Annotated in this window: 21 protein-coding genes; 6 read left to right on the forward strand and 15 right to left on the reverse strand. The window is 60.8% G+C overall.

The window, feature by feature from the left end; all coding sequences use genetic code 11:
* Positions 1 to 34 precede the first annotated feature (34 nt).
* The 11 genes from D8779_RS16915 to D8779_RS16965 all read right to left on the reverse strand — a co-directional run bounded on the left by D8779_RS16915 (position 35) and on the right by D8779_RS16965 (position 9,788).
* On the reverse strand, positions 35 to 562 hold the full coding sequence (locus D8779_RS16915) for a DUF2878 domain-containing protein (protein WP_136665648.1): 528 nt from the start codon (positions 560 to 562) through the stop codon (positions 35 to 37).
* A complete protein-coding gene (locus tag D8779_RS16920; RefSeq protein WP_136665649.1) occupies positions 555 to 1,829 on the reverse strand; it encodes an SAM-dependent methyltransferase in 1,275 nt (424 codons plus the stop codon). The genes D8779_RS16915 and D8779_RS16920 overlap by 8 nt, the downstream gene beginning before the upstream one ends.
* Positions 1,816 to 2,616: a DUF1365 domain-containing protein gene (locus tag D8779_RS16925; RefSeq protein ID WP_136665864.1), complete on the reverse strand. Its 801-nt coding sequence runs from the start codon at positions 2,614 to 2,616 to the stop codon at positions 1,816 to 1,818. The genes D8779_RS16920 and D8779_RS16925 overlap by 14 nt, the downstream gene beginning before the upstream one ends.
* 17 nt (positions 2,617 to 2,633) lie before the next feature.
* Positions 2,634 to 3,881, reverse strand: a complete 1,248-nt coding sequence (locus tag D8779_RS16930) for an NAD(P)/FAD-dependent oxidoreductase (protein ID WP_136665650.1) — start codon at positions 3,879 to 3,881, stop codon at positions 2,634 to 2,636.
* Positions 3,878 to 4,657 carry an SDR family NAD(P)-dependent oxidoreductase gene (locus tag D8779_RS16935; protein ID WP_136665651.1) on the reverse strand — a complete coding sequence of 260 codons (780 nt, stop codon included), beginning with the start codon at positions 4,655 to 4,657 and terminating at the stop codon, positions 3,878 to 3,880. The genes D8779_RS16930 and D8779_RS16935 overlap by 4 nt, the downstream gene beginning before the upstream one ends.
* Positions 4,654 to 5,076, reverse strand: coding sequence for a nuclear transport factor 2 family protein (locus tag D8779_RS16940; RefSeq protein ID WP_136665652.1), 423 nt, complete (start codon positions 5,074 to 5,076; stop codon positions 4,654 to 4,656). The genes D8779_RS16935 and D8779_RS16940 overlap by 4 nt, the downstream gene beginning before the upstream one ends.
* A complete protein-coding gene (phrB, locus tag D8779_RS16945; protein ID WP_136665865.1) occupies positions 5,073 to 6,512 on the reverse strand; it encodes a deoxyribodipyrimidine photo-lyase in 1,440 nt (479 codons plus the stop codon). The genes D8779_RS16940 and phrB overlap by 4 nt, the downstream gene beginning before the upstream one ends.
* 14 nt (positions 6,513 to 6,526) lie before the next feature.
* Entirely contained in the window at positions 6,527 to 7,468 is a 942-nt protein-coding gene (locus D8779_RS16950) for a MerR family transcriptional regulator (RefSeq protein ID WP_136665653.1), read from the reverse strand.
* Positions 7,465 to 8,430 carry a YbgA family protein gene (locus tag D8779_RS16955; RefSeq protein ID WP_136665654.1) on the reverse strand — a complete coding sequence of 322 codons (966 nt, stop codon included), beginning with the start codon at positions 8,428 to 8,430 and terminating at the stop codon, positions 7,465 to 7,467. The genes D8779_RS16950 and D8779_RS16955 overlap by 4 nt, the downstream gene beginning before the upstream one ends.
* Positions 8,431 to 8,553: 123 nt before the next feature.
* The gene (locus D8779_RS16960) at positions 8,554 to 8,799 is read right to left on the reverse strand and encodes a TIGR02450 family Trp-rich protein (RefSeq protein WP_136665655.1); all 246 of its coding nucleotides are present in this window, start codon (positions 8,797 to 8,799) and stop codon (positions 8,554 to 8,556) included.
* Positions 8,796 to 9,788, reverse strand: a complete 993-nt coding sequence (locus D8779_RS16965) for an NAD(P)/FAD-dependent oxidoreductase (protein ID WP_136665656.1) — start codon at positions 9,786 to 9,788, stop codon at positions 8,796 to 8,798. The genes D8779_RS16960 and D8779_RS16965 overlap by 4 nt, the downstream gene beginning before the upstream one ends.
* Positions 9,789 to 9,979: 191 nt before the next feature.
* Between D8779_RS16965 and D8779_RS16970 the strand changes: the two genes are divergently transcribed.
* The 3 genes from D8779_RS16970 (at position 9,980) to D8779_RS16980 (ending at position 13,460) form a co-directional block, all read left to right on the forward strand.
* On the forward strand, positions 9,980 to 10,885 hold the full coding sequence (locus D8779_RS16970) for a TIGR01777 family oxidoreductase (RefSeq protein WP_136665657.1): 906 nt from the start codon (positions 9,980 to 9,982) through the stop codon (positions 10,883 to 10,885).
* 8 nt (positions 10,886 to 10,893) lie between these two features.
* Positions 10,894 to 11,916 carry a ferrochelatase gene (gene hemH, locus D8779_RS16975; protein WP_136665658.1) on the forward strand — a complete coding sequence of 341 codons (1,023 nt, stop codon included), beginning with the start codon at positions 10,894 to 10,896 and terminating at the stop codon, positions 11,914 to 11,916.
* Between the two features lie 212 nt (positions 11,917 to 12,128).
* Entirely contained in the window at positions 12,129 to 13,460 is a 1,332-nt protein-coding gene (locus D8779_RS16980; RefSeq protein ID WP_136665659.1) for a spinster family MFS transporter, read from the forward strand.
* 108 nt (positions 13,461 to 13,568) lie between these two features.
* Here D8779_RS16980 and D8779_RS16985 read toward each other — a convergent pair whose 3' ends face one another.
* Positions 13,569 to 14,837: a uracil-xanthine permease family protein gene (locus D8779_RS16985; RefSeq protein ID WP_136665660.1), complete on the reverse strand. Its 1,269-nt coding sequence runs from the start codon at positions 14,835 to 14,837 to the stop codon at positions 13,569 to 13,571.
* 3 nt (positions 14,838 to 14,840) lie between these two features.
* A complete protein-coding gene (gene upp, locus D8779_RS16990) occupies positions 14,841 to 15,479 on the reverse strand; it encodes a uracil phosphoribosyltransferase (RefSeq protein WP_136665661.1) in 639 nt (212 codons plus the stop codon).
* 248 nt (positions 15,480 to 15,727) lie between these two features.
* Here upp and D8779_RS16995 point away from each other — a divergent pair, with 248 nt between their 5' ends.
* The 3 genes from D8779_RS16995 to D8779_RS17005 all read left to right on the forward strand — a co-directional run bounded on the left by D8779_RS16995 (position 15,728) and on the right by D8779_RS17005 (position 17,873).
* The gene (locus D8779_RS16995; RefSeq protein ID WP_136665662.1) at positions 15,728 to 16,285 is read left to right on the forward strand and encodes a hypoxanthine-guanine phosphoribosyltransferase; all 558 of its coding nucleotides are present in this window, start codon (positions 15,728 to 15,730) and stop codon (positions 16,283 to 16,285) included.
* Between the two features lie 5 nt (positions 16,286 to 16,290).
* The gene (locus tag D8779_RS17000; protein WP_090244650.1) at positions 16,291 to 16,764 is read left to right on the forward strand and encodes a WbuC family cupin fold metalloprotein; all 474 of its coding nucleotides are present in this window, start codon (positions 16,291 to 16,293) and stop codon (positions 16,762 to 16,764) included.
* Between the two features lie 101 nt (positions 16,765 to 16,865).
* On the forward strand, positions 16,866 to 17,873 hold the full coding sequence (locus tag D8779_RS17005; protein ID WP_090244648.1) for an Ldh family oxidoreductase: 1,008 nt from the start codon (positions 16,866 to 16,868) through the stop codon (positions 17,871 to 17,873).
* A gap of 108 nt (positions 17,874 to 17,981) precedes the next feature.
* Here the strand turns inward: D8779_RS17005 and D8779_RS17010 are convergent, their stop codons facing one another.
* Together D8779_RS17010 and D8779_RS17020 are read right to left on the reverse strand one after the other, a co-directional pair.
* Entirely contained in the window at positions 17,982 to 19,568 is a 1,587-nt protein-coding gene (locus D8779_RS17010) for an aldehyde dehydrogenase (NADP(+)) (protein ID WP_136665663.1), read from the reverse strand.
* A 249-nt stretch (positions 19,569 to 19,817) separates the two neighbouring features.
* Positions 19,818 to 20,765 carry a dihydrodipicolinate synthase family protein gene (locus D8779_RS17020; RefSeq protein ID WP_136665665.1) on the reverse strand — a complete coding sequence of 316 codons (948 nt, stop codon included), beginning with the start codon at positions 20,763 to 20,765 and terminating at the stop codon, positions 19,818 to 19,820.
* Between the last annotated feature and the right edge of the window lie 62 nt (positions 20,766 to 20,827).

Raw genomic sequence — 20,827 nt, forward strand, 5'->3', positions numbered from 1 at the left:
CAGGGGCTGGGCTGACGACCTAGATGCGCTTTAGCTAGGCCGATTGCTGCGTGCGCAGGCGCTGTTCGTGCTGGTTGCGATAAAGCTTGGCGAAGCCATGCAGCACGGGCATCACTACCGCCCAGATGGCTGCGATTAGCAGCAGGCTTTGCCAGGTGCCATAGGGCAGGCTGACGCCGGCAATCTGTGCACCGCCGTAATAAGACAGGGGGGCGCCGATGGCTCCCAGCAAGCTGCCGCGCCACCAGGGTTGCGCGGTCCAGGCCAGGCAGTGATTAAGCGTGGTAGCCAGCAGCAACCACAGGCAGGCGAGCCACAGGGGGATCAGCGTGCGCGGCTCGCCAAACTCAAACACGCCGAGGTTGAGCAGGAAGCTGTCCAGGGCGCTGCCGGCAATAAACACCGTCACCAGCAACTTGCCTTCGGCAGCCCAGCTGCTGGTCCAGAGCAGGTGTACTGCCAGCACCGCGGCAACAATCAGCAGCCATAAACTGTCGCCGCCAAACACGCAGGCGAACCAGCCGAGCTGAAACAGCAGGGTGTTGACGATCAATTTAGGCATCGAGGTTTCCCAGTAATGGCGCCGGACGGGCCGACGGTTTGGCCAGCAGCAGTTGCGCGGTGCCGATGGTGCGCTCGATAAAGCCACCCTCGCAATAGCAGAGGTAAAACTCCCACAGACGGAAGAAGTAGTCGTCGTAGCCTTGTTGTTCGAGCTTGTGCCGCGCGTGGCGCAGATTGTCGTGCCAGATGCGCAAAGTGCGCGCGTAGTGCAGGCCGAAATCTTCCATGTGGTGCAGGTTCATGTCGGTCTTGGCGGTGATGATTTCCAGCATCTTGTTCACCGAGGGCAGGGCGCCGCCGGGAAAGATATAGCGCTGGATAAAGTCGACCGCGCTTTTCGCCTGCTCATAACGTTGATCGCGGATGGTAATAGCTTGCAGCAGCATCAGCCCATCGGGTTTGAGCAGGTTGGCGCATTGTTCGAAGTAGGTGGGCAGAAAACGATGGCCCACGGCTTCGATCATCTCGATCGACACCAGCTTGTCGTACTGCCCGGCCAGATCACGATAATCCTCCAGCAGCAGGGTGATCTGGCCTTGTAGGCCCAGCGTCTTGATGCGTTGCTCGGTGTAGGCAAACTGCTCGTGCGACAAGGTGGTGGTGGTGACGTTGCAGCCGTAGTGAGTGGCGGCGTAGATCGCCATGCTGCCCCAGCCGGTACCAATTTCCAGCAGGTGGTCGCTGGGCTTGAGTGCGAGCTTCTGGCAGATGCGTTCAAGCTTGTTCAGCTGCGCCTGTTCCAGGCTGTCGTTGGCGCTGCGGAACATGGCCGCCGAGTACATCATGCTCGGGTCGAGAAATTGCTCGAACAGGTCGTTGCCCAGGTCGTAATGGGCCGAGATGTTCTTGCGTGAACCCTTGCGGGTATTGCGGTTGAGCCAGTGCAGACCCTGAATCAGCGGGCGGCCGAGCTGGGCCAGGCCGTTTTCCATGGCGTCGAGCACATCGAGGTTACTGACGAACACGCGGATCACCGCGGTCAGATCAGGGCTGGTCCAGTAACCATGGATATAAGCCTCCCCCGAACCGATTGAGCCGTTACCGGCCACCAGCCCCCAGAGCGCGCCATCTTGCACCTGGATCTCGGCGCAGAGGCTGGAGTGCGGGTCGCCGAACTCCATGCGTTCGTCACCTTCGACGACCACCAACTGGCCATGACGCAGTTGCTTGAGCTGGCGCAGCACCGCCCGGCGTAGCAGGCTGGCACCGATGCCGCTGCCGGCGCGCACACTGTCTTTCGCGGAGACAAGGCTAGAGCTTTTCATGGGGGGCTTCCTTTGATACGGAGCGGGCGGCGCGGAAATCGCCTTCAGCGGCCCGATGGGTGAACAGGGGGATGCGTTTGAGCAACAGGCGCAGGGCTTGCCAGTAGATGGCCACGACGGTTTTGCCGGTCATCCAGGGAAACTGAATCAGGTAGCGGTGCAGGCTGGCGCGGGTCAGTTCGCTGCGTTGCAGGGTGAGGGTGGCGTCGAAGAGTTTTTCATCCGCTTGCCAGTCGGCCATATGAATGCCCAGGCGCTCGCCTGCCGGGCTGAAGCTCATGCGGTACTCCAGCTCACGCGGTAGAAACGGCGACACGTGAAACGCCTTGGCCACGGCAACGTGCTGATGGCCTGTGCCTTCTGCTGGCAGCACGTAGTGGTAGCGCTCGCGGAACGGCGTGTTGCTCACCTCACAGAGAATCGCCGCCAGGCTGCCATCGGCCTCATGGCAGTAAAAGAAACTGGCGGGGTTGAATGCCAGGCCCCAGCTGCGTGGCTGGGTCAGCAGGCAGATATGCCCCAGCGGCGTGCGACCTAGGGCTTCAGTAACACGCTGGCGCACTGCGTCGATCAGCATGGTGCCCGCGCAGGTGAACTCCGGCAGGTAATCGGTTTCACGAAAGGCGAAGGGCGCAAAACGGCCACGCCCGGCCAGTGGCGACAAGGCGAGTACCGCCTCCTGCTCGCTCAGGTCCAGGTAAAGCAGGCCCATGCGGTAGCGGAAGTTGTGCACGCGCGGCGCAAAACGCCGGTGCTGCACCCAGCCGCTGTACAGGGCGCTGTTCATCGCCGCAGGGCTGTTCATTACAGTTGCTCGCCGAATTCACGGGCCACGCGCAGTGCGCTGACCACGCCATCTTCGTGAAAACCGTTGGCCCAGTACGCCCCACAGAAGTAGCTGCGGTTGGCGCCCAGCAGTTCTTCCCAACGTGCTTGCGCCTGGGTGCCGGCCAGGCTGTATTGCGGGTGAGCGTAGGTGTAGCGTGCCAGAATTTTGCTCGGGTCGATGGTGGCGGTCTGGTTCAGGCTGACGCAAAAAGTCGTGTCGCTCTGGATGCCCTGCAAAATATTCATGTCATAAGTCACGGCCGCCGGTTGATCCGCTGGCCCGCCCAGGCGGTAGTTCCAACTGGCCCAAGCCAGTGGCCGTTTTGGCAGCAGGCGTGTATCGGTATGCAGCACCACATCGTTATCGGCATAAGGCAATGCGCCGAGGATTTCTTGCTCAATTCGCGTGGGCTCGGCCAGCAGCGCCAGGGCCTGATCGCTGTGGCAGGCGAAAATCACTCTGTCGAAACGCTCACTGCCGGCGGCGCTGTGCAGGGTGACGCCGTCTACATCGCGTTCTACGCGGCTAACCGGGCAGTTCAGGCGGATGTGCTGTTTGAAGGATTCGGTCAGCGGCGCGATGTAGCTGCTGGAGCCGCCTTCCACCACACACCACTGCGGCCGATCGCTGACCGAGAGCAAGCCGTGGTTCTTGAAGAAACGCACAAAGAATTGCAGCGGAAAGCCCAACATGTCGTTCAGCGACATCGACCAGATCGCCGCACCCATGGGCACGATGTAATGCTGGATAAATCGCTCGCTGTAGGCATTGGCCTTGAGGTAGTCACCCAGGGTCATATCGCTGGCGATACGTTGCAGGTTCAGGTCAATCAGCGCCTCACGGTTAAACCGCAGAATGTCGCGCACCATGCCCCAGAATTTCGCTGAAATCAGGTTGCTGCGCTGAGCAAACAGACTGTTGAGGTTGTGCCCGTTGTATTCAACGCCGCTCACCGGATCGCTGACCGAGAAACTCATTTCGGTATCTTTGAAGCCAACACCGATCTGGCTGAGCAGACGGATAAAGTTGGGGTAGGTCCAGTTGTTAAACACAATAAAACCGGTGTCCACCGCATAGGGCTGGCCATCCACCTGCACATTTACGGTGTGGGTATGGCCGCCGATCCAGTCGCCCGCCTCGAACACCGTAATGTCGTGGTTACGATTAAGCAGGTAGGCACTGGTTAAACCGGCGATGCCGCTGCCGATAATGGCGATTTTCATGGCGTGTCCTTAGTCTTAGCTTCGGTGCGGGCCATGCGCGCGCCGATGGCCACTTGTAAGCGTTTGGGCAGGCAGCCAAGTAGCTTGAGAATGGCAATAAAAGGGCCGGGGAAGGCGATTTCAAAAGGCTGCCCGGCCAGGCGCTCGGCGATATAGCGTGCGGCTTTGTCGACCGGCCAGCGCATGGGCATGGCAAAGTCATTTTTCTGCGTCAGCGGCGTGTCGACAAAGCCGGGGCTGACCAGGGTCACGGCAATGTTCTCGGCGCGCAGATCAATGCGTAGGGTTTCCATCAGGTAGCGCATTGCCGCTTTCGATGCGCCGTAAGCCTCGGCCCGTGGTAGCGGCATAAAGGTCACCGAGCTGCCGACCCCGACCAGGTGCGGGCGGTTACCCAGACGCAATAAGGGCAAAGCGGCCTCGATGCAGTAGCTGGCGGTAAACAGGTTGGCTCGCATCACCCGCTCAATCATCGCGGCCTCAAACGTGCTGACCTCGACATACTCGCAGGTGCCCGCATTGAGGATGGCGCAATCCAGCGCGCCCCATACCTGGGTGATGTGCTCGCCAATCGTGCGTACTTCGTCGGCATCACTGAGATCGCCGGCGACCACCAATACCTGGTGGGGGTAGCGTTTGGCCAGGGCCTGCAAGGGCTCCAGCGTGCGTGCGCTGAGTGCCAGGCGGTGGCCTTGCTGCAGCAACTGTTCGGCGAGTGCGGCGCCGATGCCACTGCTGGCGCCGGTGAGCCAGATACGTCGTGCGTTGACGTTCATGCCAACCTCCTTTTTAGCCAGCGAATCGCCGAGCCGAGTAAGGGCAGGTGCTCATAGAGCAGGCTGCCGGCGTCGAAATAGTCGCGGTGGCGATAGACTTTGCTGTGCCACAGCAGGTGCGAGCAGCCTTCCACACGGATCAACTGGCCAGCCGCCAGGCGTGGGTGGCGATAGCTCATGGTCCAGCGCAGGTAGCCTTCACCTTCGCGCACCTGGTCAAAGCCGTAGAAGTCAAAGCGCAGCTCGCTGACGTTAGCGTACAGCTCGGCAAAGTAGCGCTGCATATTGGCCAGCCCGCGTATCTCATGCAGGGGGTCGCAGAACAGCGCATCGTCGCTGTAAAGCTGGTCCAAACGGTCTAGGTTGTTCTTGTTCAGTCCGGCAAAATCCTGGGCGAACTGACGTAGAAAATCGCTCATAGCGCCTCCTTGGCAGCAAAGTGCGGCAGGCTTTTGAAGGCTGCCAGGGCACGCGCACGGCTCTTGCTCAAATCGACAATGGGCGCGGGGTAATCGGCAACGCCGAACAGCCCGCCGATGGCCGCCGGGTTATGAATGTTGGTTTTGTTGAGGCCAACCAGTTCTGGTAGCCACTGGCGGATAAAACGGCCATCCGGGTCGAATTTCTGCGACTGGCTGAGCGGGTTGAAGATGCGGAAGTAGGGCGCCGAATCGGTGCCGGTGGAGGAGCTCCACTGCCAACCGCCGTTGTTTGCCGCCAGGTCACCGTCGATCAGGTGGCGCATGAAGAAACGCTCGCCTTCGCGCCAGTCGATCAGCAAGTTCTTGGTCAAAAACATCGCCACAACCATACGCAAGCGGTTGTGCATCCAGCCGGTGGCCAGCAGTTGACGCATCGCCGCATCAATAATCGGCAAGCCGGTGCGGCCTTCCTGCCAGGCTTTGAGTTCCAACGGCGCATCACGCCAGGCCACGGCTTCAGTTTCCGCGCGAAACGCGCGGTGCATGGATACGCGCGGGTAACCGACCAGAATATGTTTGTAGAACTCACGCCAGAGCAGCTCGTTAATCCAAGTCACCACGCCGACATTGCCGCTGTCGAACTCACCCTGATTGGCGGCCAGCGCCGCATGCAGGCACTGGCGCGGCGAAATCACCCCAGCAGCCAGGTAAGCAGACAGTTGACTGGTGCCGGGTTTCGCCGGGAAATCGCGAGCGCCCTGGTAGCACTCAATGTGCTCGGCGGCGAAGTCATCCATCCGTCGTTGCGCTTCGGCTTCGCCGGCAGGCCACAGCTGACGCAGCGTGTCAGTGGGTGGCGCAAAACCGCTGACCTGATCGGGCAGGCTATCACTGCTGATCGCCAGCTTTTCTTGCGCCTTGGGGGTGACGATCCGGACGGGCAGGGCGGTGTGCAGACGCTGATAGCAGACCTTGCGAAATTGGCTGTAGACCTGGAAGTAGGTGCCTGATTGAGTCAGCACGCTACCGGGCTTGAACAGAACCTGATCCAGGTGGCGGCGCAAGCTGATGCCTTGCGCGTCTAGTGCATCGGCCACGGCCTCATCGCGGCGGCTTTCATGCACGCCATATTCTTCGTTGACCTGTACCTGGCCGATCTGCAGTTGCTGGCACAGCTCGCTGATGACCTTTGGCGCAGCGCTCCAGTCATCGGCGTGTCGCACCAGCAACGGCACGTTAAGTTTGCCCAGCTCAATGGCCAGCTCTTTGAGGTTGCGCAACCAGAAGTCGACCTTACTCGGCGCATCATCGTGCGCCAGCCATTGGCCGGGGCTGATCAGGTACAAGGCAACCGTCGGGCCGGTGGTCATGGCCGCGGCCAGCGCGCTGTTGTCCTGTACCCGCAGGTCAGTGCGAAACCAGATGAGTTGCAGCATGGTATTTTCCATTAGCTGTGCAGCAAGTTGAGGTCGGTGAGGCAGTGCAGCGCAGCCAGCGGATCGACTGCCAGGCTCAGTTCGGGGTTTTGCTGCGCGATGACCTTGAGCTCATCGGCGTGGATCTGCACCACCTGGCCAACCAGCAAGCACGGGCAGTCATAGCCGCCCAGCAGACGTTGCAGGTGGGTGCTGTTGAGCGCCTGACTGGAATACAGCAGCAGCGCGCGCGGTTGAATATGTTCAACCGCCAGGGCGAGTTCAGGCGGTGGCAACGGCCAGTCGAACACCTCAACCGCCACTCCTGCATTGCTCGCCAGCCAAGCGGTCAGCCACATGCCAGCCGCCATGGGCAGGTCAGATACATTGATCAGCAGCAGTGGCGCACCATTGTGTTGGCGGTTGTTGTGGTAGAGGCGAGCACCGAGCTTGCTGCGCAGCCACGAATAGAAAAATACCCGCTCAGCCTGTGCACCAAATTGATTGCGCCAACGTAACTCCAGCTCCTCAAGCAGCGGCAAAAGCAGTTGCTCGCACAGGGTATTAGGCGGGTAGAGCGCCAGTTCTCTGTTGAAGCAGTCGTCCAGACGGCGTTCGCTGAGGTTGCAGATGGCTTCCTGCAGTTGCTGGCGCTTGGTTTCCCACTGTGAGCTGGCTTCGGCAAACGCAGGCTGGTTGCTGCGCAACAGGCCTTTGACTTGGCTGACCGACACGCCACGATTGAGCCACGTGAGAATGGCCTGAATGTGCGCGACATGCTCATCTGAATACAGGCGATGCCCTTTGGGCGTGCGGTGCGGCACGATCAGGCCATAACGGCGCTCCCACGCGCGTAGCGTGACGGCGTTGACCCCAGTGATGCGCGCGACATCGCGGATCGGCATAAAACCTTGAGCAATGGCGGCTTGGTAGTCGTCCGCACTCTGGCCGTCGGTGGTCGGCTCAAGGCTCATAGGGCATTACGCAAGCTGAGGCTTTCTGGATGCGGCTGCAGGTACACCTGCTGCGCGATATAGGTGTCAGGGTGGCGGCGCAAGTGATGTTTGAGCAAGGTCATGGGCACCACCAATGGCACGACGCCATGGCGATACTGGCCAATCAATTGCTGCATTTCCTGCTTATCTTCGCTGCTCAGCGCTCGCTTGAGGTAACCGCTGATGTGCTGCAACACGTTGCTGTGGGTGCGGCGGGTGGCGCAGCTTTTTAGCGCGCTCATCAGCTCGCTGAAGTAGCGTGGGGCCAGCTCGTTCAAATCCTGCTGGCCGAGCTCACCGAGCATGCGCCCGAGCTGTTTGTATTGCTGCGGATTGGTGGCCATCAACAGGTATTTGTAACGCGAGTGGAAGGCAATCAAGCTTTGCCGGGTCAGGCCATCACGCAGCAGCTGTTGCCATTCAGAGTAGGCAAATACGCGGGTGATGAAATTCTCGCGCAGGATCGGGTCGTTAAGGCGGCCGTCTTCTTCTACCGGTAGGTTGGGGTGCCGCGCGCAGAACGCCTCGGCAAAAATACCGCGCCCTGGCTCGCTGGGGCGGCCGTTGTCCTGGTACACCTTGACCCGGTGTAAGCCGCAGGAAGGCGACTGCTGCATAAAAATGTAGCCGCAGATATCGGTCAGCTCGCCCGCCATGCGCTCGCCGTAGGCGGCCAGGGGCTGGGTGACATCCATTTCGCGGTTGACGGTGCCCAGGGCGCGGGGCGCTTGTGGGTCGCCGACCAAACGGATCGGTTCACGCGGGGTGCCCATGCCAATCGCCACTTCCGGGCATAAGGGGGCGAAGTCGAAATACTCGCTGAGTACTCGGTTGCACAGCCGTGACTCTTTGTGACCGCCGTTGTAGCGCACCTCGGAGCCCAGCAGGCAAGCGCTGATGCCCAGTTTGGGTTTGGCGACGGCGTTTTCGGATGGGCTCATGGGGTAACCTCTGATGGCGACTTGTACAGATCCTGCTGGATGTACAACTTAACTTCATCATAGGCTCGCAGTTGTACAAGTCAATATATTTGTACAACTACTGTATGGCTTTGTCTGTGCTGATTACTTCCAGCCCATGCACCACTGTTCGGGATTTTCCAGTGCGCGCCAGTCCATGCGTTGGCAGCGCTGGTTGAGCACCGCTTGCAGCTCGATCTGTAACACCGTGCCGTCCTCATCACAGAACAGTTCGGTGACGAGGAAATGTTTTTCACGGTTTTGCGGCTGCGCGGCTGTCCATTTCGACAGCAGCAGCTTGTGTGGGTTGATGCGGTGCTTATTGGGTGTGGCGTGCCTGTGCGTGTTCATTGCTGGTGTTCGAGCAAACGCCGCGCCGCCTCCTGACCGCTGAGCCAAGCGCCTTCAACCCGGCCGGACAAGCACCAGTCGCCACAGGCATAAATACCCAGATCGGCATCGGCCAATACCCCCCACTGATGCGCGCTGGCTGGGCGTGCGTAGAGCCAGCGGTGCGCCAGGCTGAAAGCCGGAGCGGGCACGGCGCAACCGATCAGCTCGGCGAATGCGCCGAGTAAATGCTCGATCACGTCTTCTTTGGGCAGATCCAGGTGTTGTTTGGTCCACTGGCTGGTGGCATGCAGCACCCAGGTATCAAGGTGGGTGTCGCGGCCGGGTTTGCTGCGGTTGCGCGCCAGCCAATCGAGCGGGCTGTCTTTCACAAAGCAGCCTTCGACGTTGCTCTGCAATGGGGCGTCGAACGCCAGGGCGATTGCCCAGGTCGGGTCCATGGTCACGCTGGCGGCGGCCCCCGCGAGTTTTGGCACGCTGGACAGCAGCGCTGTGGCCTGCGGCGCCGGGGTGGCGACAATCACGTGGCTGAACGGGCCGTGGCTGTTGCCCTCGGCATCTTGTAAGTGCCAGTGCTGTTCGCCGCGGAATACTTCGGTGATGCGGCAAGAGAAACTCACCGGCAGGGCACCGAGCATGGCGCGGGTAATTGCACTCATGCGCGGACTGCCGACCCAGCGAACCTGCTCATCCGGCGAGGCGCTGAGTTGCCCATTGTTGAAGTTGTAGAGGCTGGGGCTCCATTCGGCGACCCAGCCGCGGGCTTGCCATTGCTGCACCACCTCGACAAAACGGCGGTCGCGGGCGGTGAAATATTGTGCACCCAGATCCAGCGCGCCGGCATCACTGCGCTTGCTGGCCATGCGCCCGCCACTGCCACGGCTCTTGTCGAACAGCTGCACCGAGTGACCGGCGGCATGCAGCGCCTGGGCCGCTGACAGCCCGGCAATACCGGTACCGATAATGGCGATGGGATTAAGAATGGTCATGGTCTACCTCGTGTTTTCAAGCGTTAGGCTACGCTTTAGACAAAAGCTATACAATATTGATTTTGTGTATAAGCTAGTCCGAAGTCGATTCGGCTTTCCTATAGTTAAGACAACCTGCGGACGGATTGAAGCCACAACCAGGCATAAATCAGCCGACTGTTATTGATGGACGAACCAGCGAGGGCATTCTGATGCACATACTTCTGACTGGCGGCACCGGTTTAATCGGCCAGGCGCTGTGCCGCTACTGGTTGCAACAAGGCCATCAGTTAACGGTATGGAGCCGTCGCCCCGAACAGGTGGCGGCACTGTGCGGTGAGGCCGTGCGCGGTATTGGCCAGCTCGATGAGTTGGCCGAGGAACCGCTGGATGCGGTGGTCAACCTGGCCGGCGCGCCCATTGCTGATCGGCCCTGGACGCGCAAGCGCAAGGCGTTGTTGTGGGCCAGCCGAATCGGCCTGACCGAACAGCTGTTGGCGTGGTTGCGCCGCCGCGAACACAAGCCGGCCGTGCTGCTGTCCGGTTCGGCAGTGGGTTGGTACGGCGATGGCGGCGAGCGCGAGCTGCATGAGGATTCGCCGCCAGTCAGTGAGGATTTTGCCGCGCAGTTGTGTGGTGCCTGGGAGGAAACCGCCTTGCGTGCTGAGGCACTGGGCATCCGCGTGGTGCTGCTACGCACCGGGCTGGTATTGGCCACTGAGGGTGGGTTTCTCAAGCGCTTGCTGCTGCCATTCAAGCTGTGCCTAGGCGGCCCGCTGGGCAATGGTCGGCAATGGATGCCATGGATTCATATTGCCGATCAAATCGCCCTGATTGATTTTCTCCTGCAGCAAGAGCAGGCCCGCGGTCCTTATAATGCTTGCGCGCCGACGCCTGAGCGTAACCGCGCCTTCAGTCAGGCACTGGGCCGTGAGTTGCATCGGCCAGCCTTTATGCCGGCCCCAGCCTTTGCTCTGCGCCTGGCTTTAGGTGAGTTGTCTGGGCTATTGCTGGGCGGCCAGCGCGCGTTGCCGATTCGGTTGCAGGAAGCCGGTTTCAGTTTTCGTTTCACTCATTTGGATGTGGCCCTGGCAGACTTGCTCGGCCAACCGAACTAGGACTTTGCATGACCGATCACGCCTTGTTACTGGTAAATCTGGGTTCGCCAGCCTCCACCTCGGTGGCGGATGTGCGCAGCTACCTCAACCAGTTCTTGATGGACCCCTATGTTATCGATGTGCCTTGGCCACTGCGCCGCCTGATTGTGTCGCTGATTCTGATTAGGCGCCCAGCGGCTTCGGCGCATGCCTATGCCTCAATCTGGTGGGATGAAGGTTCACCGCTGGTGGTGTTGAGCAAGCGCCTGCAGGAAGCGATGAAGGCATCCTGGACGCACGGGCCGGTGGAGTTGGCCATGCGTTACGGTGAACCATCGCTGCAAACCGTGCTGACCCGTCTGGCCAGCCAGGGCATCAAACAGGTCACCCTGGCGCCGCTGTACCCGCAATTTGCCGACAGCACCACCACCACGGTGATCGAAGAGGCCAAGCGGGTGGTGCGTGAACATCAGCTTGCGATGCGCTTCTCGCTGCTGCCGCCGTTCTATGATCAGCCTGAATACCTCGATGCGTTGGTCGACAGCGCCAAGCCGTACTTGGAGCAAGACTTCGACCACCTGCTGCTGAGTTTCCACGGCCTGCCGGAGCGCCACCTGCACAAGCTCGACCCCAGCGGTCATTGCCTGAAAGGCGTCGATTGCTGCCGCACGGCCGCGCCTGAAGTGCTGGCCACCTGTTACCGCGCCCAATGCCTGCGCAGCGCCGAGTTGTTCGCCCAGCGTATGGGGCTCAAGCCTGAGCAGTGGTCGGTGTCGTTTCAGTCGCGCCTGGGCCGGGCCAAGTGGATCGAACCCTACACCGAAGCGCGCCTGGATGAGCTGGGTAAGCAGGGTGTGAAAAAACTGCTGGTCATGTGCCCGGCGTTTGTCGCCGATTGCATCGAAACACTGGAAGAGATCGGCGATCGCGGTCGCGAACAGTTTATCGAAGCCGGGGGGGAGAGCCTGCAACTAGTTCCTTGCCTGAATGATCATCCAAGCTGGGTGGCGGCGCTGAAGACCCTTAGCGAGCGTGCCCCGCTGATGCTCTAGCAGACCGTTGAAAGCTACCTGCGTTGGCAATACTGCGTTAAAAACGGCCCGCTAACCGAATGCGGCGCGGTTGTCATTCGCTCGAAGGGATGCTGCGCATTCGCCGCACTGATAACACCTTAGGGCGATACTCTTCGCCCGTCCTCTCAGCCTAAGCTGGCAGTTCTTTCCACCCGTCGTGCACCGCACCAACGGTGCCGAGGAGACTGCCAGTGCCCCACAACAATAACGGCTATCCCTCTTCCACCCGCGCCTGGGTGACTGTTGCCATCTTGATGGTGGCGTACGTGCTGTCCTTTATCGATCGGCAGATTCTCAACCTGCTGGTCGGGCCGATTCGTCGCGATCTGATGATCAGTGACACGCAAATGAGCCTGCTGATGGGCTTGTCGTTCGCCCTGTTTTACACCGTGTGCGGCATCCCTTTGGGTCGTCTGGCCGATACCAAGAGCCGTCGCGGCCTGATCGCCATCGGCGTGCTGTTCTGGAGTGCGGCCACTGCGGCGTGCGGCATGGCCAAGCTGTATTGGCAATTTCTGATTTGCCGCATCGGCGTCGGTGTAGGCGAGGCGGCGTTATCGCCTGCAGCCTACTCATTGATTGCTGACAGCTTTCCAGCCGAGCGCCGCGCCACGGCGATCAGCGTGTACTCGATGGGGGTCTATCTCGGCTCCGGTATCGCGTTTTTGCTCGGTGGGTTGGTGATTCAGTTTGCCTCGGCGCAGGGCGATGTGGTGCTGCCCGTGATCGGTGAAGTGCGTCCCTGGCAGCTGATCTTTTTGATTCTCGGCGCGGCCGGGGTGCTGTTTACCTTGCTCATGCTCGCGGTCAGAGAGCCCGCACGGCGTGGCGTCGGTGCCGGTGTTGCCGTGCCCTTGGCGGAGGTGGGGCGCTATATTCGCGCCAATCGGCGCACGGTGCTGTGCCACAACTTCGGTTTTGCTGGGCTGGCCTTTGCCGGTTACGGCAGTGCAGCCTGGGTGCCAACCTTCTTTATTCGGACCTATGGCTGGGATGCCGGCCAGGTGGGCGTCGTGTACGGCAGCATCGTCGCGGTGTTTGGTTGTTTGGGGATTGTTTTCGGCGGCCGTCTGGCCGACTGGATGGCCAAGCGCGGCAGCAGTGACGCCAACATGCGCGTCGGTCTGTATGCAGCGCTGGGTGCGGTGCCCTTTGTGCTGTCGTTCCCGCTGATGGACAACGCGATGTGGGCGGCGGTATTGATGGCGCCCACGGTGTTTTGCCTAAGCATGCCGTTCGGTGTGGCGCCGGCGGCGATCCAGGAAATCATGCCTAATTCGATGCGCGGCCAAGCCTCGGCCATCTACCTGTTTGTGATTACCCTGATCGGCTTGGGCATCGGCCCGACAGCGGTGGCGCTGGTGACCGACTATGTATTCGTCGATGACAACGCGCTGCGTTATTCACTGCTGATTGTCACTGCGCTGGCGGTGTTCAGCTCCATAGTGCTGCTGAGCATGGGGCTTAAACCGTATCGCGACAGCGTGGTGCGATTGCAGGGGTGGTCGGCCAGCCCTGCCTAGAGCCAGTCTACGATCTGCTGCGCGTCGGCCTGCTGCGTCGAAACAGGCTCTAGATAATTAACGGTATAAAAAAGCCCCGCAGATGCGGGGCTTTTTAGTGGACGCGATTTACAGGTCTGGCTCTTCCAGCACGGTTTTGCTGCGCCAGCCATGACCACCTGGCAGTACCAGATTGAGCACCAGAGCACTGATGGCGCACAGCGAGATGCCGGACAGGGCAAAGTCACTGTTGCCCATGACCATGCCGCCGATGCCGAATACCAGCGTCACCGAAACGATGATCAGGTTACGCGCTTCCGACAGATCGACCTGATGGCGGATCAGGGTGTTCAAACCGACCACCGCGATGGAGCCGAACAGCAGGCAGAGAATGCCGCCCATGACCGGTACGGGGATGCTTTGCAATGCGGTGCCGAACTTGCCGACAAAGGCCAGGCCGATGGCGAAGCAGGCCGCCCAGGTCATGATCTTTGGGTTGTAGTTCTTGGTGAGCATCACCGCGCCAGTGACTTCGGCATAGGTGGTGTTGGGCGGGCCGCCGAGCAGGCCAGCGGCAGAGGTAGCCAAGCCATCGCCAAGCAGGGTGCGGTGCAGGCCGGGCTTCTTGATGAAGTCCTTGCCGGTTACGCTGCCGATGGCTACCACGCCGCCAATGTGTTCAATGGCCGGAGCCAGTGCGACCGGCACGATGTACAGAATCGCGCCCCAATGCAGCTCGGGCGCGACGAATGCCGGCAGTGCCAACCAGGGCGCAGCGGCAACCTGGCTGGTATCGATCACCCCGCAGAAGGCCGCGACGATGCAGCCGACGCTAATCCCGGCGAGAATCGGCAACAGGCGCAGCAGGCCACGGCCCATGGCGGCGACTAGCACGGTGGTGACCAACGCCGACATGGAGATCAGCATGGCGATTTCATACGGCACCAATTGCGCGCTGCCATCACCGGCCTTGCCCATGGCCATGTTCACCGCCACGGGCGAGAGTGCCAGGCCGATGGAAATGATCACCGGCGCAATCACCACCGGCGGCAACAAGCGGTCGATAAAGCCGGCGCCTTTTACTCGCACCACAGCGCTGAGCAGGATGTACACCAAGCCGGAAGCGACGATGCCGCCCAGCACAGCGGGTAAACCAAACTCACCTTTGGCAGCGAGAATGGGTGCGATAAAGGCAAAGCTGGAGGCGAGGAATACCGGGACCTGACGGCCGGTGACCAGTTGGAACAGCAGGGTGCCAATACCGGCGGTGAACAGTGCAACGTTGGGGTCCATACCGGTGATCAGTGGCATCAACACCAGTGCGCCGAACGCCACAAACAGCATCTGCGCGCCGGAAATGCCCTGGCGCCAGATCGGATCATTAAATTCATCGTGCATTAATCAGGCGTCCTTCTGCTTGGTGCCGAAAATCTTGTCGCCGGCATCACCGAGGCCGGGAATGATGTAGCCATGCTCGTTCAGGCATTGGTCGATGGACGCGGTATAAATGGCGACATCCGGGTGGGCGTCGTTAACCACCTTGATGCCTTCCGGTGCGGCGACCAGCACCATGGCGCGGATCTCCTTGCAGCCGGCTTTCTTCAGCAGGTCGATGGTGGCGACCATCGAGCCGCCGGTGGCGAGCATCGGGTCGATAATCATCGCCAGGCGCTCGTTGATTTCCGGCACCAGTTTTTCCAGGTAGGTGTGCGCCTGCAGCGTTTCCTCGTTGCGTGCCACACCCACGGCGCTGACCTTGGCCCCCGGAATCAGGCTCAGCACGCCTTCGAGCATGCCGATGCCGGCACGCAGGATGGGTACCACGGTGATTTTCTTGCCGGAGATTTTTTCCACTTGCACGGTGCCGCACCAGCCTTCGATCTCGTAGTTTTCCAGCGGCAGGTCCTTGGTCGCCTCGTAGGTCAGCAGCGCGCCCACTTCCTGGGCGAGCTCGCGAAAGTTCTTCGTGCTGATATCGGCGCGGCGCATCAGGCCAAGTTTGTGGCGGATCAGCGGGTGGCGAATCTCAAGGACGGGCATGGGCAGGGGTCTCCGGCAGGACGGGCGAAAAGTGGCTTAGATTAAAGCATTGGCTATGCCAAGTGCTTAGCCAAGATGGCCCAATGTCGCTAAAAAGCGGCTAACGTGTCGCTGCTTGCGGGTAATTGCCGCAGTTGGTCTGCAGGGGCTTGCTCTGTTTGGTGCAGATGCGTACCTTTGCCGGCTTTTATTTTGACGCATTGATCAGTTTTATGATCGCCGCCGTCCCGCTCCCAAGAGGAAACAGCATGTCCGTCGATCTCGTGCATATTCGCCAAGTCATGGCCGAAGCCGATTGCCTGTACAGCAATGCCGAGGTCGAGGTGGCCATCGACACCATGGCGGCGGCCATCAACAGCGAGATGGCCGACAGTAACCCCGTGGTGTTCTGCGTGATGAACGGTGGGCTGATTTTCTCCGGCAAGCTGCTGCCCAAGCTCAACTTCCCGCTGGAGTTGTCCTACCTGCATGCCACCCGTTATCGCAATGAAACCAGCGGTGGCGAACTGTTCTGGAAGGCCAAGCCGGAAATCTCCTTTATCGACCGCGACGTGCTGATCATCGACGACATCCTTGATGAAGGGCACACTCTCGGTGCAATCATCGATTTTTGCCGTCATGCCGGTGCCAAGAACGTGCGCATCGCTGTGTTGGTAGACAAGACGCACGACCGCAAGGCACGCCCCGACCTCAAGGCTGATTACGTCGGCATGCCCTGTGTTGATCGCTATGTGTTTGGCTACGGCATGGATTACAAAGGTTACTGGCGCAATGCGCCGGGTATATACGCGGTCAAAGGCCTGTAAAACGTATGAGCGAACTGCGCTTTCTCGATCAGACACTGTTCGGCGATTTGGCCGAGCAAGCGGCGGCTAATCCACGCCAGCGCCAGCACCATAACTTTCACCAGATGGACGAGCCTTGCCATCGCATGGCGGTAGGTTTACAGCCGGCTACTTATATCCCGCCGCACCGCCACCTCTCGGCCGATAAGGCTGAAGCCTTGTTGGTTCTCAAAGGTAGTTTGGGGCTGTTGATCTTTAATGACCGCGGTGAGGTGTTGGCTAAGCGCGTGCTGGCAGCCGGTGGCGAATGTGTTGGCGTCGACGTGCCGCCAAATATTTTCCATGCCTTGGTCGTGCTCGAAGCCGACAGCATTCTGTTCGAATGCAAGGCCGGGCCCTACAAGGCAGTCGGGGCAGGCGAGCAGGCCAGTTGGGCGCCCAAAGAAGGTGAGGCCGATGCCCCGGCCTATTTAGCCTGGATGCGCGGGCAGTTCGCTTAAACCGGATTGTGCTGATTTCGTCAGTCTGGCCGGGTAAATGGCTCAAGCCGCTCCACTGCCTAGGCACCACTCTAATCATTGATTAGCAGAGGAGCCGAACCGTGATCCGATTGACCCTGGAACAAGCCCATCAACTCGCGCAGGACATACTGCGCAGCAATGGTTTTAGCGAACCCCACGTGCAAGCAGTGAGTGCCACCGTGCTCGCGGGGGAGCGCGATGGCTGTGCCTCCCATGGGCTGTATCGGGTGCTCGGCTGCGTACGCTCGCTAAAGGCCGGCAAGGTGGTTGCTGACGCCCAGCCCGAGGTGTTTGATCAAGCCCCGGCGATCGTTCGTGTTGATGCCCATGGTGGCTTCTCCCAGTTGGCTTTTCAGGCCGGGTTGCCTGTGTTGTTGGGCAAGGCGCGGGAGGCGGGTATCGCCGCGATGGCGATTAACCATTGCGTACATTTCTCGGCACTGTGGGTGGAAATCGAAGCCCTGACCGATGCCGGTTTGGTTGCCTTGGCCTTTACCCCCAGCCATGCCTGGGTTGCGCCGGCTGGTGGCAGTAAGCCGGTGTTTGGCACCAACCCAATTGCGTTCGGCTGGCCTCGGGCCGGCCATAACCCATTTATCTTTGACTTCGCCACCAGTGTGATTGCCCGGGGCGACATCGAACTGCATCGGCGTGCCGGTAAGCCACTCCCCGAAGGCTGGGGGATCGATGCCCAGGGCCAGCCCAGCACGGATGCGGCGGCGGTGCTGCAGGGGGCTATGCACACCTTTGGTGGGCATAAAGGCTCGGCGTTGGCGGCCATGGTTGAACTGATCGCCGGGCCGTTGATAGGCGACCTGACCAGCGCAGAATCCAAGGCCTACGATGACGGCGGCGACTCTTCGCCTTATCACGGCGAGTTGATCATCGCCCTGGACCCGCAACGCTTCCTCGGCGCGGCTGCCGACGAGCACTTGGCCCGCGCCGAGACCTTGTTCGAGAGTATTCAGGGGCAGGGCGCACGCTTGCCGTCACAGCGCCGGTATGAGGCGCGCAAGCGCAGTGCCGAGGAGGGCGTGCAGATCCCTCAGGCGCTGTATGACGACCTCAATGCGCTGATTGTGCGGTGAAACGGGCTGCGCCTTCCCACGGTCACGGGTGCTGCGTCTAGCGGAGCAGGCAAAAAAAGCCCCGGCAGTGTGCCGGGGCAAAACGAGAACCGCAGACCGTGCCGACAACTATCCGGTCACGGGTTCACGCGTACTTTCGCCATCCAGCAGGCGGGCAATACCGAGCGGGTTGGCGTTCTGCAGGGCTGGGGGCAGTTGTGCATCCGGGCAGTTCTGGTAGCACACCGGGCGCAGAAAACGCTCGATTGCCAAACTGCCAACGGAGGTGCCACGCGCGTCGGAAGTGGCCGGGTAGGGGCCGCCATGCACCATGGCGTCACACACCTCGACCCCGGTGGGGTAGCCGTTAAGCAACAGGCGTCCGGCCTTCTGTTCCAGCAATGGCAATAGTTCCGCGTATTGCTCAAGGTCGCTCGTTTCGGCGATCAGGGTGGCGGTGAGCTGGCCATGTAAGCCGTGCAACGCTGCGACTAACTCGGCTCGATCAGCCACCTCAATGACGATGCTGGTCGGGCCGAATACCTCCTCCTGTAGCAGCGCATCGCCTTCGCGCAGCAAACGGGCATCAGCCTTGAACAGTTGCGGCTGAGCCTGATTGCCAACCTGCGGGCGGCCGCTCAGATGCTGCAGCCCAGGATGGGCATGCAAGCGTTGCAAGCCGTGGCTGTAACTCTGCAGCGTGCCGGCATTGAGCATGCTCTGTGCCGGTTGCTCGTGCATGCACGCGGCGAAGTCGCGCACAAATGCGCTGAATTCAGCTGAGCGAATACCGATCACCAAACCTGGATTGGTACAGAACTGACCACAACCGAGCACCACCGAGGCCGTCAGTTCAGTGGCTATCTGTGCGCCGCGCTGCTTTAGTGCGGCCGGTAACAGCACCACCGGGTTGATGCTCGACATCTCGGCAAACACGGGGATGGGTTGTGGCCGCGCGGCAGCCATGTCGCACAGCGCTCGGCCACCTTTCAGTGAGCCGGTGAAGCCGACAGCCTGGATGGCTGGGTGCTTGACCAAATCGGCGCCCGCGCCGTTGCCGAAGAGCATGTTGAACACGCCCGCGGGCATCGCGGTTTTTTCCGCCGCGCGAATAATCGCATCAGCGACACACTCGGCTGTCGCCATGTGGCCGCTGTGGGCTTTGAATACCACGGGGCAACCGGCGGCCAATGCCGCAGCGGTATCGCCGCCAGCCGTCGAGAAGGCTAAAGGAAAGTTGCTGGCGCCAAACACGGCCACCGGGCCGACGCCGATCTGATACTGGCGCAGGTCGGTGCGGGGTAACGGCAGGCGTTCGGGTAGCGCCCGGTCGATGCGTGCGCCATAAAAATCGCCACGGCGCAGCACCTTGGCGAACAGGCGCATCTGCCCGCTGGTGCGGCCGCGTTCACCTTGAAGGCGCGCGGCAGGCAGGGCGGTTTCGCGGCAGACAATGCTGACAAAATCGTCGCCCAAACTGTCGATCTCGTCGGCAATGGCCTCAAGAAACTCGGCACGCCGACTGGCGGCGAGCGCGCGAAATTGTGGGTAGGCAGCAGCAGCAGCCTGGGCGGCGGCGGCCACCTCTTCTGCTGTGGCCTGGTGGAACTGATAGGGCAGCGGCTCGCCGCTGCTGGCGTCGACGCTCTGTTGGGTGGTGCTGCCAGCAAAGCTGCGGCGCCCGGCGATGTAATGGTGTCCAACGAGCTTGAGCATAAATGGCTCCTCTGGGTGACGGGTCAGAACAATTGCCCCGGTAACCAGGTGGCGAGACCTGGCAACACGAGGACAAGCAGAAACAGCAACAGTTGAATCAGGATGAACGGCACTACAGCGCGGTACATGTGGCCGTAACGGATGTCGGCGGGCGCAACGGATTTCAGGTAAAAAATCGATGACGCCAGCGGCGGGGTCAGGGCCGCTGGTGCGTTTGCTGCAGGCCGCGATCCAAGCGCAGTGCGCCGATCAGACGCTGCCCTGTTCGGCCGACCAGGTGGCGTACCACTGACGGAACAGCCTGTACTGGGTCTCGGCGTAGTTACGCTGGGCGTCGCTAAGGGCATCGGTTGCGTTGAAATGCAGGGCATATTCCTGATCGCCGTTGAGCACCATTAGGTACTTGTAATAGAGCACCAGGTCGGTGCCTTCGTCGAAGGACGACAGCACATTCAGCGCCTCGGCCAGCTCCAGAGCACGACGCCGTGCGACGGGATCACCCTTGGCGGCCTTCTTGCTCAGCTCGACCAGTTGCAGCACTTCATGCGGCAGGGCATTACCTATACCGGTAATGGCGCCGGTCGCACCGCAATTGACGAAGCCATGCACCACCTGGGTATCGACGCCGGCCATCAGGATCACGTCCTTGTCCTGCGAGGTGATGTGCTCGGCGGCGTAGCGCATGTCAGCCGCGCCGCCGAATTCCTTGAAGCCGATCAGGTTGGCGTATTTGCGGCGCAGCTTGAAGAACAGCTGAGCACGGGTGGCGAAGCCGTAATACGGGCTGTTGTAGATCACCGCAGGCAGCTTCGGCGCCGCTTCGAGAATGGCGGCGAAGTGCGCTTCCTGGGCGGCTGGCGAAGCGCCACGGGACAAAACGCGCGGGATCACCATCAGACCGTGGGCGCCGACCTTGGCCGCGTGGGCGGCGTGGGATACGGCTTCGCGGCTGTTTACCGCACCGGTGCCGACTATGGTTGGGATGCCGGCTGCGACTAGGCGTGCCACGCCTTCCTGGCGCTCGGCTTCGGTCAGCAGTGGCCAGTCACCCATGGAGCCGCAGTAGACTACCGCGCTCATGCCTGCTTCGATCAGCTCGTGGCCCTTGCGTACCAAGGCGTCGAAGTCCGGCTTGCGCTCAGCGGTGCAGGGGGTCATCAGGGCGGGAATGGTGCCGGTAAAAATGGTGCGGCTCATGGGTTTGCCTCCTGGGCAGAATTAAAGTATTTCGTATACGAAGATAAATAGCCGTAGTTAGC

Source organism: Pseudomonas leptonychotis (assembly GCF_004920405.1).
Classification (GTDB): Bacteria; Pseudomonadota; Gammaproteobacteria; order Pseudomonadales; family Pseudomonadaceae; genus Aquipseudomonas; species Aquipseudomonas leptonychotis.